The organism is Yeosuana aromativorans, assembly GCF_014646655.1.
Lineage (GTDB): Bacteria > Bacteroidota > Bacteroidia > Flavobacteriales > Flavobacteriaceae > Yeosuana > Yeosuana aromativorans.
In genome coordinates, this window is the sequence record NZ_BMNR01000002.1 from 243,716 (window position 1) to 260,658 (window position 16,943).

The 16,943-nt window shown below is 36.3% G+C and carries 4 protein-coding genes; 3 read left to right on the top strand and 1 reads right to left on the bottom strand.

Going from position 1 to position 16,943, the window contains the following annotated elements:
* Positions 1 to 37 precede the first annotated feature (37 nt).
* From IEW94_RS04435 to IEW94_RS04445, 3 genes are all read left to right on the top strand, one after another.
* A complete protein-coding gene (locus IEW94_RS04435; protein WP_188650422.1) occupies positions 38 to 3,232 on the top strand; it encodes a M14 family zinc carboxypeptidase in 3,195 nt (1,064 codons plus the stop codon).
* 174 nt (positions 3,233 to 3,406) lie between these two features.
* Positions 3,407 to 9,523 carry a RemA C-terminal-like gliding motility protein gene (locus tag IEW94_RS04440; RefSeq protein ID WP_188650425.1) on the top strand — a complete coding sequence of 2,039 codons (6,117 nt, stop codon included), beginning with the start codon at positions 3,407 to 3,409 and terminating at the stop codon, positions 9,521 to 9,523.
* A gap of 164 nt (positions 9,524 to 9,687) precedes the next feature.
* Positions 9,688 to 15,111, top strand: coding sequence for a DUF8693 domain-containing protein (locus tag IEW94_RS04445; protein ID WP_188650427.1), 5,424 nt, complete (start codon positions 9,688 to 9,690; stop codon positions 15,109 to 15,111).
* A 48-nt stretch (positions 15,112 to 15,159) separates the two neighbouring features.
* Here IEW94_RS04445 and hisS read toward each other — a convergent pair whose 3' ends face one another.
* Complete coding sequence (gene hisS, locus IEW94_RS04450; protein ID WP_188650429.1) at positions 15,160 to 16,827, bottom strand: histidine--tRNA ligase; 1,668 nt, start codon at positions 16,825 to 16,827, stop codon at positions 15,160 to 15,162.
* Positions 16,828 to 16,943: the final 116 nt, after the last annotated feature.

A 16,943-nucleotide genomic window follows, 5' to 3' on the forward strand; every position in this document is an offset into this window, starting at 1 on the left:
TATATTCGGCACCTTAATTGCTTATAAATCCACTCTCATGAAAAAAATTACCTATTTAAGTTTAGTTGTTATTTTAATTACTCAATTTGCTTTTTCACAAAACACGGAAAAAGAAAAAGCAGAAAAATACATTGCAACTAAAGGAGAATTAACATTTACTTTTAAAGTAAACAATCCTTCAGAACTAGAAAATTATTCCAAAAACTTGTCAATCATAAATTATGACCCAAAAACAAAAACAGTTATTGCTTGGGCCAATGAACAAGAATTCAGAATCTTTGAGTCCTTAAACATTACTTACAAAGTTCCTAAAGGCGAAAATGAAGTTGATGAATCTTTCATTTATGATAATAAAACATCCTTATCAAAAACAAATCAAATTGGTAAGACTTCAGCTAATACACTATCATTTCCTGTTGCCAATTATCCAACATATGCTCAATATGCGCAACAAATGCAAGATTTTGAAAACAATTACCCTTCTTTAGTAAAAAAAATAAGTCTCGGGACAACCACAGAAAATGATGGAAAAGAGTTGTTGTTTGTAAAAATTTCAGATAATGTAAATACTGATGAACAAGAGCCAAAACTCTTGCTGACCTCATCAATGCATGGCGATGAAATTGCTGGTTACCCAATGATGCTGAGTCTAATTAATTATATTTTAACCGTTTACTCAAATCCTTCAGACCCTGATTATGCCAGAATTAAAAACTTGGTAGAGAATGCTGAGATTTGGATTAACCCAAGTGCTAACCCAGATGGAACGTATTATGGAAGTGCAACTAATACATCCGTCGCAGGTTCCAGAAGAGCGAATTTTAATAGTATTGACTTAAACAGAAACTATCCAGACAATGTAGCTGGAGCTCATTACGATGGAAATGCTTACCAAAAAGAAACCCTAGCATTCATGAATCTTGCCGATACATATCACTTTGTAATTGCTGCCAACTTTCATGGAGGAACTGAAGTATTCAATTATCCTTTTGATAATGCTTATTATAACGAAGCCCTGCATCCTGATAATAATTGGTTTGAATATGTTGGTATTGAATATACAACGCATGCTCAAAATGATAGTGATCCATTTGGTGACACAACCTATATGACGGTTGATTATGACAGTTCTTTATACCCAAGTCCTGGAGTAACAAGAGGTGCAGAGTGGTATAAGGTTTTTGGTGGCAGACAAGATTACATGAATTTTTACAAACAATGTAAAGAAGTGACCATTGAACTTTCTGATACCAAAATATTACCCGAAAGCCAATTAGCCAATTATTGGTACTATAACAAGAACGCTTTATTAGATTTTCTTACCGAAGGAACCTATGGTTTTAGAGGTGTTGTTAAAGACGCCACAACAGGATATCCTATTGATGCAACTGTAAAAATTGTTGGCCATGATAATTATGGTTCCCATACATTTACAGATATTACTCATGGAGATTATTACAGACCAATCAAGTCTGGTACTTATGATATCATTTATGAATCCGATTGCTACCAATCCTATACGCTAACCAACCAAACCATAGCAGATCATGAAACCAAAGTGTTACCAGATTTGTTGTTAACCCCAGTAGCTTCTGCTGTTCCAACAAGCTTGACAGCCTCAAGTATTACAACAAATTCCGCATCACTATCATGGAACTCTTCATCAGGAAACACCTTTGATTTACGATATAGACAAGTTGGCAGTTCAACTTGGACCGATGTTCCAGGACTTACAACCTCTCCCTATGCATTGACCGGATTGAGCGTTTCAACCAATTATGAATTTCAAGTAAGGAGTGTATGTTCCAGTTCAACATCTTCGTATTCTAGCTCCAAAAACTTCACCACCACAGCAGTAAGCTATTGTTCAGCAAATGGAAACAGTACTGCCGATGAATACATTGGAAAAGTAACTTTTGGAAGCATTAGCAATACTACTGGCGCTGGATCAGGTGGTTATTCAGACTTTACCTCTATATCAACAGATGTAGTATTGAATTCTACTTATCCAATTTCAATAACCAAAACTTGGACAGGAACACAATATAGTGAAGCCATCCGTGTTTGGATAGATTATAACCAAGATGGAGATTTTCTTGATAGTGGAGAACAAGTAGTAAATAGTACTGCTTCTACAACAACTCCTATAACAGCAAACATAACTATCCCTAATGGAGCTTCATTAGGAACAACTAGAATGCGAGTTGCTCTCAGATACAATACCTCACCTTCATCCTGTGGATCATTCAACTATGGCGAAGTTGAAGATTACACCATCAACATAACCAGTAATTTAAGCACATGGTATGCAGACACCGATAATGATACTTATGGAGATCCTAATGTCAGTCAACAAGCTGCAACACAACCTAGCGGTTATGTGAGCGATAATACGGATTGCGACGATACCGATGCCAACATCAACCCAGGTACCGTATGGTACGCAGGCGTGGACAACGATAACGATGGTTTCTTCGGTAGCACCACTTCCGTGACGCAATGTGCCTCACCAGGTGCCGGATATTCAACAACACCGCAGGCCACTGACGACTGTGACGACAACGATGCCAACATCAACCCAGGTACCGTTTGGTACGCCGGTGTGGACAACGATAGCGATGGTTTCTTCGGTAGCACAACCTCTGTGACGCAATGTGCCTCACCAGGTGCCGGATATTCAACAACACCGCAGGCCACTGACGACTGTGACGACAACGATGCCAACATCAACCCAGGTACCGTTTGGTACGCCGGTGTGGACAACGATAGCGATGGTTTCTTCGGTAGCACAACCTCTGTGACGCAATGTGCCTCACCAGGTGCCGGATATTCAACAACACCGCAGGCCACTGACGACTGTGACGACAACGATGCCAACATCAACCCAGGAGCTGTTGAGATTATTGGTAATTCAATAGACGAAGATTGTGATGGAATTGCACAAATGCCTTTGGATAATAGTGATTTTAACTTTAAAAATGTAAGTATAACTCCTAACCCTTTTAATAGTCATATTACTATAACAGTTCCTTTGAGTTTTAATTCTAAATTATTGAATATTGTAATATATGATATAAATGGAAGATATATTTTAAATCAAAATATGTCTGTGAACAGTAGTAAAATAAATATCAACCATGGATTAAACAGATTAAATGAAGGTGCGTATTTTATTAAAATTACTGATTTGGAGTCTAAAAACACATTGATTAAACAATTAATTAAATATTAGTTGAACTTTAATTTATAGAAAAACAGCGAGATTTTAATAAATCTCGCTGTTTTTACATAACTCTGAAAATTAATTATTTAAAATCAAATTATACACTTTATCGATTTTATTTGCATTTCATGGATTTTATATATAGTTTTGAAACTGTTTAATTGCTATTAAAATAATGCCCTTATGAATCTCTCTCAAACCTACACAAGGTACACCAACTTTGTTATCTTATTAATATTTGTAATATTATCAAAAGTTACATATTCACAAACCTGTAGCACAACTATAAGTTCATTTCCTTACTCTCAAAGTTTCGAGACAGGAACAAGTGGTTGGACACAGCCAAATACTGATAATTTTGATTGGACTAGAGATAGTGCAGGAACACCATCAAGTGGTACTGGCCCATCTACTGGACATAGTAGTACATACTATATGTATACAGAGGCTTCCAGCCCAAGAACAGCTGGAGACACAGCAAACCTTGAAAGCCCATGTTTTGATTTAACAATTGCAACAGCAGCAACATTTTCATTTTGGTATCATATGTATGGAAGCGGGATGGGAAATTTATATGTAGAACTTAGCACAGACAATGGGGCTAGCTATCCAAATTTATTATGGTCCCATTCTGGTCAAGTACAAACATCAAATGGTCAGGCATACGGTAATGTAAGCATAAATTTATCAGCTTATGTTGGCCAAACTGTGAAAATAAGATTTAGAGGGGTAATTGGATCATCTTACCAAAGTGATATGGCTATTGATGATGTGGCTTTGACAGCCACCATAGCATCTGTACCCGAAATAAATATCAAAGGAAATGGAACTTCTATTGTTGATGGTGACACCACTCCAACTGTTACAGATGATACCGACTTTGGTTCTGTTGATGTGTCATCTGGCACAACAGTACACACATTTACCATTCAAAACGTAGGAACCACCTCATTGTCTGTTGGGGCAATTTCAATAACAGGTGCTAATGCAGGGGACTTTTCCGTAACTGCTTTACCTTCATCTTCAGTTTCTGGTTCAGGAAGCACTACCTTTAATATCACTTTTAATCCAAGTGCCACTGGGTTGAGAACAGCATCGGTAAGTATAGTTAACGGGGATTCTGACGAAAATCCTTATAATTTTGATATTAAAGGAACAGGTATCATCCCAACTTATTCAGAAGTTATTGTGAGTGTTAACTGGCCAAACTGGTCATCAGAAAATAGAGTAAATGTTTATGATCCATCAGGAACACTCTTAACAACTATTGAAAATGGTTATACAGGTTGCTGTAATGACTCCTACTCTACTACATTAAACTTAGGCTGTTTATTAGATGCTTCAAACTATTATATAGTTATGTATGACAGATACGGTGATGGATGGAATGGGTCAGGATCAAATGTGACCGTCACTTCTGGAGGCAGTAGTGTTTTATCCAATTCTGGTGCTGGCACAAGTTCAGTTGGCACCACTGTATACTTTAATGTTTCTGGTGGTGGTGCATGCGCTTCCTCTCCAGAAATAGATATTCAAGGAAATAGTAATTCTATTAATTCTGGAGATACATCCCCTTCTCTAACCGATGATACTGATTTTGGAAATACAAATGTTACCTTAGGAACCGTAGTAAATACATTCACCATTGAAAATACCGGATCTTCAGCTTTAACAATTGGTGCCATTACATTTTCTGGATTAAATGCTTCAGATTTTACAATAACCAGTAGCCCAGCTGCTTCTGTTGCTGCTGGAAGCACAACAACTTTCAATGTGACCTTTAACCCAAGCGCATCTGGTATAAGAACCGCTACCATCAGTATTGTAAATAATGACAGTGATGAAAATCCATATACGTTTGATATAAAAGGAACTGGAACTACTACCTTGCAAGAGATTGAGATTACGGGTTTAGGAAATACAATCTTAAACGGAGATGTAACACCTTCCGTCACAGATGATACAGATTTTGGAAATGTACTCGCCTCTAGCGGAACAAATGTTAATACTTTTACCATTCAAAATTTAGGGACACTTTCAAGCTTAAACTTAACTGGTGCATCACCTTACGTTGTAATCTCTGGGGCTAATGCATCAGATTTTATGGTTACAACAATACCTTCTTCAACAATTTCAGCAAGCAGTAGCACTACCTTTGCAATTACTTTTGACCCTAGTGCTCTAGGATTAAGAACCGCTACAGTATCAATTGCAAATAATGATAGTGATGAAAATCCATACACTTTTAACATACAAGGTACTGGAACAGATGTTAAAGCCCCAGGAGGCGTTATTACAGATTTGCAATTATGGTTAAAAAGTACAGAAGGATTAAGTTACACAGATGGTCAATTGGTTAGCCTCTGGCAAGACCAGGGTAATGGTGCAGATGCAACTGTTCCTGCTCCTGGGTTGGAGCCAACCTACAGAGATGACCCTGCCTATAATGTTAATTTTAATCCTGTTATTGATTTTGACAATGATTATAACACAGCATCGGAAGATTATGGATATACAGATACCAATAGAACAACTCTTGTTGGACCATCAGGATTTTATACTCAAGATATATTTTTAGTTACCATCCCTGATGTCACTGTTAACTCTACTTTATCAAGTATGGATGTTTTTTGTGGAGACAAAGATCCATTAACAGATGAAAGAGATGGAACCGGTATAGGCTTTGGGGCCTATTCAGTTAGATTTGACAATGAAATATTATCTTATGCCGTAGGAACCAGTCCAACAGGTGGAAGTACACCTGTTGATTCAAGGGGTTATGGTATAGCCCATACTGGAACCACTGATAGTTACTCAAATGCGGGTATTATAAATTCAAAAAACAATGATGCAACTACACCAACTGCAAACATCCTTTTTTACAATGGAAATGACGTTGGTAATACAGAAGTAGGTCTACCCCAATTTTCAAATGTCAGCAATTCAAGATATTTTTTAGGTAGAAGTGAAGCTTATAAAGGAAGTTTTGATGGAAGAATTTGTGAGGTTATTACGTATTCTTCTAAAAAATCTGATGCCGACCTGACACAGGAACGAAATAGAATACAATCATATTTAGCAATAAAATACGGAATCACATTAGGAACCAACGGAACTTCTCAAGATTATGTGGATAGTTCTGGAAATGTTATTTGGGATCAATCTGCCAATAATGGTTATAATTATGATATTGCCGGCATAGGTCGTGATGACGCCTCAGATTTAAATCAAAAACAATCCAGTAGCATTAATAATGCCACAGATGGAACTGGACCTATTGAAGGTATTCTAACCATAGGTTTATCAGATATATATAATACTAATAATTTAAATAAATCCAGTAACCCAACGTCATTCAACGATAAAGAATTTTTAGTTTGGGGAAACAATGGAGCCGATTTAAACTTGGCAGCCTCTACCATCACTGTAAACATGAGTGCGGGAATAAGTCCAGCCTTAAACACTGATGTAACTTTTACAAGCATGCAACGGGTATGGAAAGTAGTTGAAAACGGTGGTGATATTCCAGCCTGCAAAGTTAGGATACCACAAAACGCCATTAGAAACATTTCGCCTCCGGGAAGCTATTTGATGTTCATTTCTGATACAGGTGTGTTTGACCCAACCGCCGATTACAGGGTTTTAACACCAGACGGTAACGGAAACCTTGAAACAACCTATGATTTTGACGGCACTAAATACATCACATTTGGGTATGCTCCACAAGTCATTGCACAACGTTCTATATATTTTGACGGAGCAGTTGATTATGTTGACATGGAAGATAATTTAGACCTAAATCCTACTGCTTTTACAATCTCAGCCTGGATCAAAAGAGATACCGGATCTGTTAATGCATCTATCTTGTCTAAAAGGGATGCGGTGTATACTGAAGGATATGATTTTAGAATCAACGGCTCAGGGCAATTTGAATTTGCACTAAATGGTGGCGCAGCAACCTTAACATCATCTGTGTCCATCCCTGAAAACGAATGGCACCAACTAGCTGTTATTTATGACAATGGAAATGCAACACTTTATATAGACGGAGTGGCAGACACAAGCGCATCTTCATTACCTGCCCCTGTAGCAACTTCGCAATCATTTTATATAGCAGCAGCTGGAAAAAACTCTCCTACAGACTTTTTTGCCGGTAATATTGATGAAGTAAGAATTTGGAATTCTGCTCTTTCTGAAGCTCAGTTGCATTATATCATGAACCAAGAAATAGAAAATACGTCTTCTTCAGTTGATGGAAAATCCATACCAACAAGTATCACTAAAAATGAGGTTCAACCTATTCCTTGGTCAGATTTAGCAGGTTATTACCCAATGTCAATTTACACTTATACAAATACCAATGATGAATCAGGAAACAACCATCAAGGGGCTCTAAGAAATTTAGATACTGTTGACAGACAAACGGCACCACTTCCATATCAATCGCAAGCAGATGGAGATTGGATGACAGATGCCACTTGGTTGAATAATGCAGTACAAACATTACCTAATGATGTATCTATCATTGATGGAACAACGCCTATAAATTGGAATATTGTTGAAACAAATCACAATATAAACATTGATACCTACTCAAATATGGGTCGTGTGCGTCAACTAGAAGCCCTAAAAGTAAATAGTGGAACTTTACGTGTAAATGGAAATATCGCTTCTAAAACAGGTAACGGATTGATAATCACGCACTATTTAAAACTTGATGGCACCATTGATTTAGAAGGTGAATCACAATTGATACAAACCTCTGGTAGTGATCTTGACAAAACCAGTTCTGGTACTTTGCAAAGAGATCAGCAAGGAACCGCTGATACCTATACATATAATTATTGGTCATCTCCTGTGGGACTTTCCAACAATACAACAAATAATAATTCCTATAAATTGCCAGATGTCATGACAGGAGTTAACTTTATAACATCCGGTTATAATGGAACTGCTTCGCCTCTTGGAATTGCAGATTACTGGATTTGGAAATTTGACAACAAACTCAGTGATGATTATTCTTCATGGCAGCATGTAAGAAGTACAGGAACATTATTAGTAGGTGAAGGATTTACTATGAAAGGACCAGGTACCGGTTCAATTTCAACAGACCAAAATTATGTGTTTCAAGGAAAACCCAATAATGGTGATGTTAATTTAACAATTAGTTCTGGCAATGACTATTTAGTTGGTAACCCTTACCCTTCTGCACTGGATGCAAACCAATTTATACTAGATAATGGTTCTACAATAGCTGGTCCCGGTTCAACCACTGGTACACTATATTTCTGGGAGCATTGGGGAGGTGGATCACACGTACTAGCAGAATATCAAGGCGGATATGCCACCTATTCATTGGCAGGTGGTGTACCAGCCGCATCATTAGGAACCAATGATCCTGATGTGGCCACTGGAGGCACTCCAACTAAAATACCAGGCCGCTATATTCCTGTGGCTCAAGGATTTTTTGTTACTGCTGAAACTGGAGGAACCGTAAAATTCAATAATGGACAACGTATATTCGCACCAGAAGATGGCACAAATAGTATCTTTACTAAATCGTCTGGAGGAAAAAACACAAATACATCTTATAACTATCCTGCAAAGATTGACTCAAGATTAAAACTTAGACTAGGTTTTAACTCTTCAAACAAATTACACAGACAACTTTTGCTAACTGTAGATCCCAATACAAGCAAAGGTTATGATTGGGGATATGATGCGCCTTTCAATGATGATCAAAAAGATGATATGTATTGGATGATAGAAAACGGACGATATGTTATTCAAGGAATAGATGCTATTGATAATCAAACTATTATACCTCTGGGGGTTAAAGCAAAAAATAGTGGCTTAAACACTATCACAATTGACAAAATAGAAAATGCACCAAATGATATCAAAATATATCTTCATGACACAGAATTAGGTTTATACCATGACCTAAATGAAAGTGACTATGGAGTATATTTAACTCCAGGTGAATATTTAGACAGATTTGAAATAGTCTTTAATAATAACCAATCAAAAGCATTAAGTACATCTGATATTGAAGACAATATGCTAAACGTTTATTATTCAAATGAAAAAAACAGCGTCATTTTAATGAATTCAAGTTTAAAAGAAATTGATTCAGCAGAATTGTTTAACATCCTTGGACAATCTGTTTATAAATTTGATAAAGAAATTGAAACAAAAAGTTATCAAGAGTTAAAGACAAATAAACTTAATTCAGGAACGTACATCTTAAAACTTAATGCACCTGAAGGTATAATTTCCAAAAAAGTTCTAATTGAGTAACGTTGAAACATTAATCCCTAAACATTAATTAATGTAATTAAAAACCTGAACTAATCATTCAGGTTTTTATTTTTATGTATTTTATCGATTTTTTTTGCATTTCATAGATTTTTTATATATGTTTGTTTATTAGTTTAAATAGCCCCAAACTATCTTAACTACTTATGAAACATTATATTAATAATTTTAAGTTATATTGTTTTATTGCGTGTGTTTTTATTTCATATAAATCTATCTCACAAACATGCACAACAACAGTAAGTACATTTCCTTATTCTGAAGGATTTGAATCTGGTATTGGGGGCTGGATACAAGATTCAGGTGATAATTTTGATTGGATTAGAGACAGTGGAGGAACACCATCGAGTAATACTGGGCCTAGCACAGGACATAGCAGTACTTGGTACATGTATACTGAGGCTTCATCAAACAACAATAACACTGGAAACCTCATAAGTCCTTGTTTTGATTTAACTAGTGCAAGTGCAGCCACATTTTCTTTTTGGTATCATATGTATGGATCAGACATGGGTACTTTAAATGTTGAATTAAGTACAGACAATGGATCCACATATCCATTTAACCTTTGGTCTCAAACGGGACAAGTTCAAACATCAAATGGTCAAGCCTATAACCAAGTGAGCTTGGATTTATCTTCATATGTAGGGCAAATTATAAAAATACGTTTTAGAGGTGTTACCGGTAACAATTATAGAAGTGATATGGCCATAGATGATGTAGCTGTAACCGCTACAATTATTCCAATGCCAGAAATCAATATTACTGGTTCAGGGAATTCTATTGTAAGTGGAGATATAACACCTTCTGCAAGTGATGATACTGATTTTGGAAATGTTGATATTACTATCGGAACCAACGCCAATACCTTTACCATTCAAAATACAGGCACAGCAACACTTAATTTAACAGGTAGTTCGCCTTACGTAGCTATTTCTGGCACGAATGCCGCAGATTTCACAGTTACGGGCATCCCTTCTACATCCATAGCAACAGGCAGTAGTACAACTTTCACCATAACATTCAACCCAAGTGCTATTGGATTAAGATCAGCTACCGTAACCATTGCAAATAATGATGGCAATGAAAACCCATATACATTCACTGTTCAAGGAAATGGTACGAGTGCTGTTCAGGAAATTAACGTTTTAGGCAATTCCAATTCAATTGTCAATGGCGATTCATCTCCAACCACTTTAGATGATACTGATTTTGGAAATACTGATATTACGGTTGGAAGTGTAGTGCACACCTTCACAATTGAAAATTTAGGAACGGTCACAAATTTAAATTTAACCAGTGGCTCTCCTTATGTTGTAGTCTCAGGTGTTGACGCCTCAGATTTTACTGTTACAACAATACCTACAACACCTATAACTGCAAGCAGTAGCACAACTTTTAACATTACTTTTAACCCTTCATCAACTGGCTTAAAATCAGCAACATTAACTATAGCCAATGATGATTTAGATGAAAGTATTTATAGTTTTGACATTCAAGGAACAGGTGTTATCATTAAAGCCCCTGGAGGTGTAGATACTAACTTAGAATTATGGTTAAAAGGTAATGCAGGTTTAGGTTATACAAATGGACAACCTGTAACCACATGGCAAGACCAAACAAGCAACGCATATAATGCCACTGCACCCGTAGCGGGAGTTGAACCAACCTATAGGGACGACCCTGCTTATAATATTAATTTTAATCCAGTTGTTGATTTTGATAATAGCTATTCTACATTTACTCTTGATACTGATTTTTCATTTGATAATACTTCTACTGAATTTTTGCAAGGTTCAGGCGGTTTTTATTCAGAAGACATATTTGTTGTCTTGATTCCTGATACAACAATAAACTCCTCTTTTGGTAGTATGGACGTGTTTTGTGGTGATGAAAACATTGCTGCTAACGAAACAGATGCAACGGGCATTGGTTTAGGTGCATATTCCGTGCGTTTTTCTGGTGAGATAATTTCTTATGCCCATGGTACAACAAGTGGTGGCCTTGGCTATGGAGTTGCTGAAACTGGAACAGGAAGCACTTACAGTAATGCCGGTATAATCAATGTTAGAAATAATACCGCAGTCACACAACAGGAATTATATTACAATGCAAAAAACATTGAAACCATTCAAAATGATGTGCCCGATTTTGCCAATGTAAACAATACGCGGTACTGGATTGGACGTAGCGAAGGCTGGGAAGCAACTACAGATGCTCGGATTGCAGAAATAATCACCTACTCTTCTCGAAAAAACGATACCGATTTAACACAGGAACGAAATAGAATACAATCATATTTAGCAATAAAATACGGAATCACATTAGGAACCAACGGAACTTCCCAGGACTATGTTGATAGTTCAGGAAATGTTATTTGGGATCAATCTGCCAATAGTGGATTTAACTATGATATTGCTGGCATTGGTCGTGATGATATATCAGAATTAAATCAAAAACAATCCAGTAGTATTAATAATGCCACAGATGGAACTGGTCCAATACAGGGAATATTAACCATTGGATTAACAGATATTTACAATACAAATAATGAAAACATAAGCACAAATCCAACAACCCTTAATAATAAAGAGTTTTTGGTTTGGGGTGATAATGGAGCCGATTTAAATTTAGCTGCCATGGGAGTATCTGTAAACATGAGTGCTGGTATTACTCCTGCTTTGAGTACGCCAGTTTCTTTTGTTGCCATGCAACGCATTTGGAAAGTAGTTGAAAACGGAGGAGACATTCCTTCCTGTAAAGTCAGAATTCCACAAAATGCAGTGAGAAATATTAGTCCTCCTGGTAGTTACTTAATGTTCATATCTGATACTGGAATTTTTGATCCAACTTCAGATTATAGAGTCATGACATCTGATGGGAATGGAAATTTAGAAGCAAATTACGATTTTGATGGCACTAAATATATCACTTTTGGTTATGCTCCACAGGTTGTAGCGGAACGCTCTATTAATTTTGATGGTGTGGCGGATTATATTGATATGGAAAATAATTTAGACCTAAATCCTAGTGCTTTTACCATTTCAGCTTGGGTCAAAAGAGATACAGGAACTGTTAATGCATCTATTTTGTCTAAAAGAGATGCTACATATACTGAAGGTTATGACTTTAAGATCAATGGTTCAGGGCAATTTGAATTTGATTTAAATGGCGGTGCGGCAACATTAACATCGTCTGTTGCAATTCCAGAAAACGAATGGCACCAACTGTCAGTAATTTATAATGCGGGAACAGCAACCCTTTACATTGACGGTGTAGCAGATACAAGCGCATCTTCATTACCTGCCCCTATAGCAACATCACAATCATTTTATATAGCAGCTGCGGGAAAAAACACACCAACAGACTTCTTTGCTGGTAACATTGATGAAGTAAGAGTTTGGGATACTGCATTAACAGAAGCCCAACTAAGATATATCATGAACCAGGAAATCATTGATAATTCCTTGGCTCTGGTTTATGGTAATGTTCTTCCCACTAGCATTACTAAAAATGAAATAAGCTCAATTCCTTGGTCAGATTTAGCCGGCTATTACCCAATGTCCGTTTACACCTACACAAACACCAATGACATGTCTGGCAATGGACATCAAGGCGCTTTAAGAAATTTAGATACCGTTGACAGACAAACGGCGCCACTACCATATCAAACCCAAGCATCTGGCCCTTGGGATACTGATGCAACATGGTTAAACAACTCTGTTCAGTCGTTACCAAATGATGTATCAATTATTGATGGCACAACACCTATAGATTGGAATATTGTTGAAATTAACCATGATGTTAGCATAAAAACCAAAAGTTCTCTGGGACGCGAACGAAGTGTTCAAGGTTTAATAATCAACAGTGGAAATTTATTGGTTGATGGTGACACAGCTTGTGGTTGCGGTAATGGTTTAACCATAACCCATTATTTAAAATTAAATGGCACCATTGATTTAGAAGGTGAATCACAATTGATACAAACCACGGGAAGTGATTTAGACCCAACTAGTTCAGGTACATTACAAAGAGACCAACAAGGCACAAAGGATTTATACACTTACAATTATTGGTCGTCACCCGTTGGAATTAGCAATACTACAACCAACAACAATAGTTATAAACTTCCAGATGTATTAAAAGATGGATCTGTACCAACTAATCCACTGCCAATTACCTTTTTAACTTCTGGCTATGATGGTAGCCCGGGAACTCCGGGAGTGACACCAATAAGCATTGCTGATTATTGGATATGGAAATATGCCAACAAAACCAGTGACAGCTATCCGTTGTGGCAACATGTTAGAAGTACCGGAACCATATTAGCTGGCGAAGGATTCACTATGAAAGGTGTTCAAAATACAGGTGGTGCCATTTCTTTAGAACAAAATTATGTCTTCAAAGGCAAACCAAACAATGGTGATATTTCCTTAACATTATCGCCAGGAAATGATTACTTAATTGGGAACCCTTATGCTTCTGCCTTAGATGCTGATGAGTTCATTTTAGATAACATTAACAGTTCAGGTGGTAGAGCAACCTCTGATATTTTTGATGGAGCTTTATATTTTTGGGAACATTTTGCATCATCAACTCATATTTTAAGAGAATACCAAGGTGGATATGGAACATATAACTTAATGGGAGCAACCAAAGCTATTTCCAATGACGCAAGAATAAATGCTACTGGAACAACTGGTACCAAAACACCTCAAAGATACATTCCCGTAAGTCAAGGCTTTTTTGTTACAGCTGATACTGGTGGCACTTTAACTTTTAAAAACAGCCAACGTATATTTAAAACCGAAGCCAGTGACCCTTCCCTTTTTATTAAACCAATTGGAAACATAAAAGGCAGTCAACCAAATTCAAAAAAAGGAGACACAAGAGAAAAAATCAAGCTTTTATTTGATTCTCCAAAAGGTTATCACAGACAATTGCTCACCGGTATAGATAACCATGCAAGCAACGGCATAGATGTTGGTTATGATGCGCCATTAATTGAGGACAATGTTGAGGACATTTACTGGACCGTTAATGATAAAAAATTTATCATTCAAGCTGTCAACAATTTTAACGATGATCAAATTTTGCCACTAGGTATGAAAATCAATAAAAAAGGATTGGCTACCATAAAAATTGATACGCTTGAAAACATTCCTGCTAACCTCAGTATTTTTATTAAAGATAAAGAGTTGAACCTTATTCACGATTTAAAGGAAAGCAACTACCAAGTTTATTTAAATCCAGGTGTAATAACCGATAGATTTGAAATTGTTTTTAACACTAAACAAGATACTACTTTAAGTACTGATGAAAAGGCCAAAGACTTATTGAATGTCTTTTATTCCAATGAAGAATCAAGTTTGATTTTGCAAAATCCAAATTTAAAACAAATACAATCTGCTGAATTATTGAATATCTTGGGACAATCAATAATTAAATTCAAAACTATTGAGCAAGTGAGTTATCAGAAACTAAAAACAAAACACCTTGTTACTGGAACATATATCATAGAACTTAAAACCATTGATGGTTCCATCACTAAAAAAGTTATAATACAGTAGAAAAAAGACAATCAAAATAAAAGCACCATAAGTTGAATTATGGTGCTTTTATTTTTTAAGATTTTTTAATTCGTCTAATGACACGGTTTTCTGCTCACCAGAAACCATGTTTTTCAGCGTGTAGGTATTTGAATTCATCTCCTGCTCGCCAACCAAAACCACAAACGGGATGTTTCGCCTATTGGCATGGGTCATTTGTTTTTTCATTTTGGCAGCTTCAGGATATAATTCCGCATTAATACCATTTGCGCGCAATGCCTTAATGGCTTTTAAACTGAACAAAGCTTCTTTATCACCAAAATTGATAAACAGCACATCAATGGATTTTGTAACGGTTTCAGGAAACAAGCCTAATTCTTCCAAGACCAAGTAAATCCTATCCAATCCAAAGCTAATGCCTACACCACTCATATCATCAAGCCCAAAAATACCGGTTAAATCATCGTATCGGCCTCCACCACCAATGGAACCCATTTGCACGCTTTTTGGCGCAGCAACTTCAAAAATGGCGCCCGTATAATAGTTCAATCCGCGAGCCAAGGTCACGTCAAGTTGCAAAGTTGCCGTTGATAGGCCTAATTCAGTAATAGCTGCATGTACAAACTCCAATTCCTGGATACCTTTTGTGCCTTCTTTAGAAGTTGATAATATTGCTTTTAAGGATTCTATTTGAGATCCAAACGAACCGGACAAGTTAAATAAGGGCTGTAGTTTTGAAATGCCTGCTTCTGAAATACCTTTTGAAAGCATTTCTTCCTTCACCTTCTCCTCACCTATTTTATCCAGCTTATCCAAAGCCACCGTGAAATCAATTAATTTATCTGAAGCTCCAATGATTTCAGCAATACCGGACAATATCTTACGGTTGTTTATTTTGATGGTAACACCTTCCAGTTTTAGTTTTGAAAATACCGCGTCATACAATTGCACAAACTCCACTTCCTGCCACAGGGAGTTACTTCCCACTACATCGGCATCACATTGGTAAAATTCCCTAAACCGGCCTTTTTGGGGTCTATCGGCACGCCAAACGGGTTGCATTTGGTAACGTTTAAACGGAAACTCAATCTCGTTTTGGTGTTGTACCACATAACGTGCGAACGGGACTGTTAAATCATAACGGAGGGCTTTTTCAGTTATATAATCACTAACATGAACCGAGGAAAAGTTAAAATAGAAACTACCAAAAACTCTTGTTGCAAAATCATCTATTCTACTATCACCTTCATCAATGAACTGATTTAATTTTTCCTGTGTTTTTAAAAAACCATCATAGATAATAAACCATAAGGTTTCTGCTAATTGATTATAATTTAATTTTTCCTCTGTTAATTGAATATTCTTATTAGACTTAATATGATTAGGAATAAAATTTAAATAAACTTCCTTATAAGTCAACCAGTTAATGTTTTCTGAACCTGTCTTTTTAATAAATATTAAAATATTATGTAAAGAGTCTTTTATCACTTCAACCAAAGATTTATTCAGCTTATCAAAATAATCTCCAGAATTCAAAATCTTAAAAATCAGTCTATCCCCTTCATCACCATATTTTCCCATTAAGGTCTCAGAATTCTCAAAACTAGGTGTTTCAATGGGTTGAAATCCAAATGTTTCAAACACACTTTGTATGGTTTGAAAAATATAATTGCGTTTTGCTACCTGTTCTGGGTTAAAATCTCGTGTGCCTTTAGGAATACTTGGTTTTTGCGCCATAATTATCTATTAAAGCACAAATATCTTAATTTTTAATGTGACTTAATACCTTTTTTAAAATTTATAGTAACTTTATTCTCCTTAACGAGTCTAACATAAAAAGTCTCATAACCATT

Excerpts from the sequence above, each read along its gene's own strand:
- IEW94_RS04435 (WP_188650422.1), top strand. The coding sequence starts at position 38 with ATGAAAAAAATTACCTATTTAAGTTTAGTTGTTATTTTAATTACTCAA.
- hisS (WP_188650429.1), bottom strand. The coding sequence starts at position 16,827 with ATGGCGCAAAAACCAAGTATTCCTAAAGGCACACGAGATTTTAACCCA.
- IEW94_RS04445 (WP_188650427.1), top strand. The coding sequence starts at position 9,688 with ATGAAACATTATATTAATAATTTTAAGTTATATTGTTTTATTGCGTGT.
- IEW94_RS04440 (WP_188650425.1), top strand. The coding sequence starts at position 3,407 with ATGAATCTCTCTCAAACCTACACAAGGTACACCAACTTTGTTATCTTA.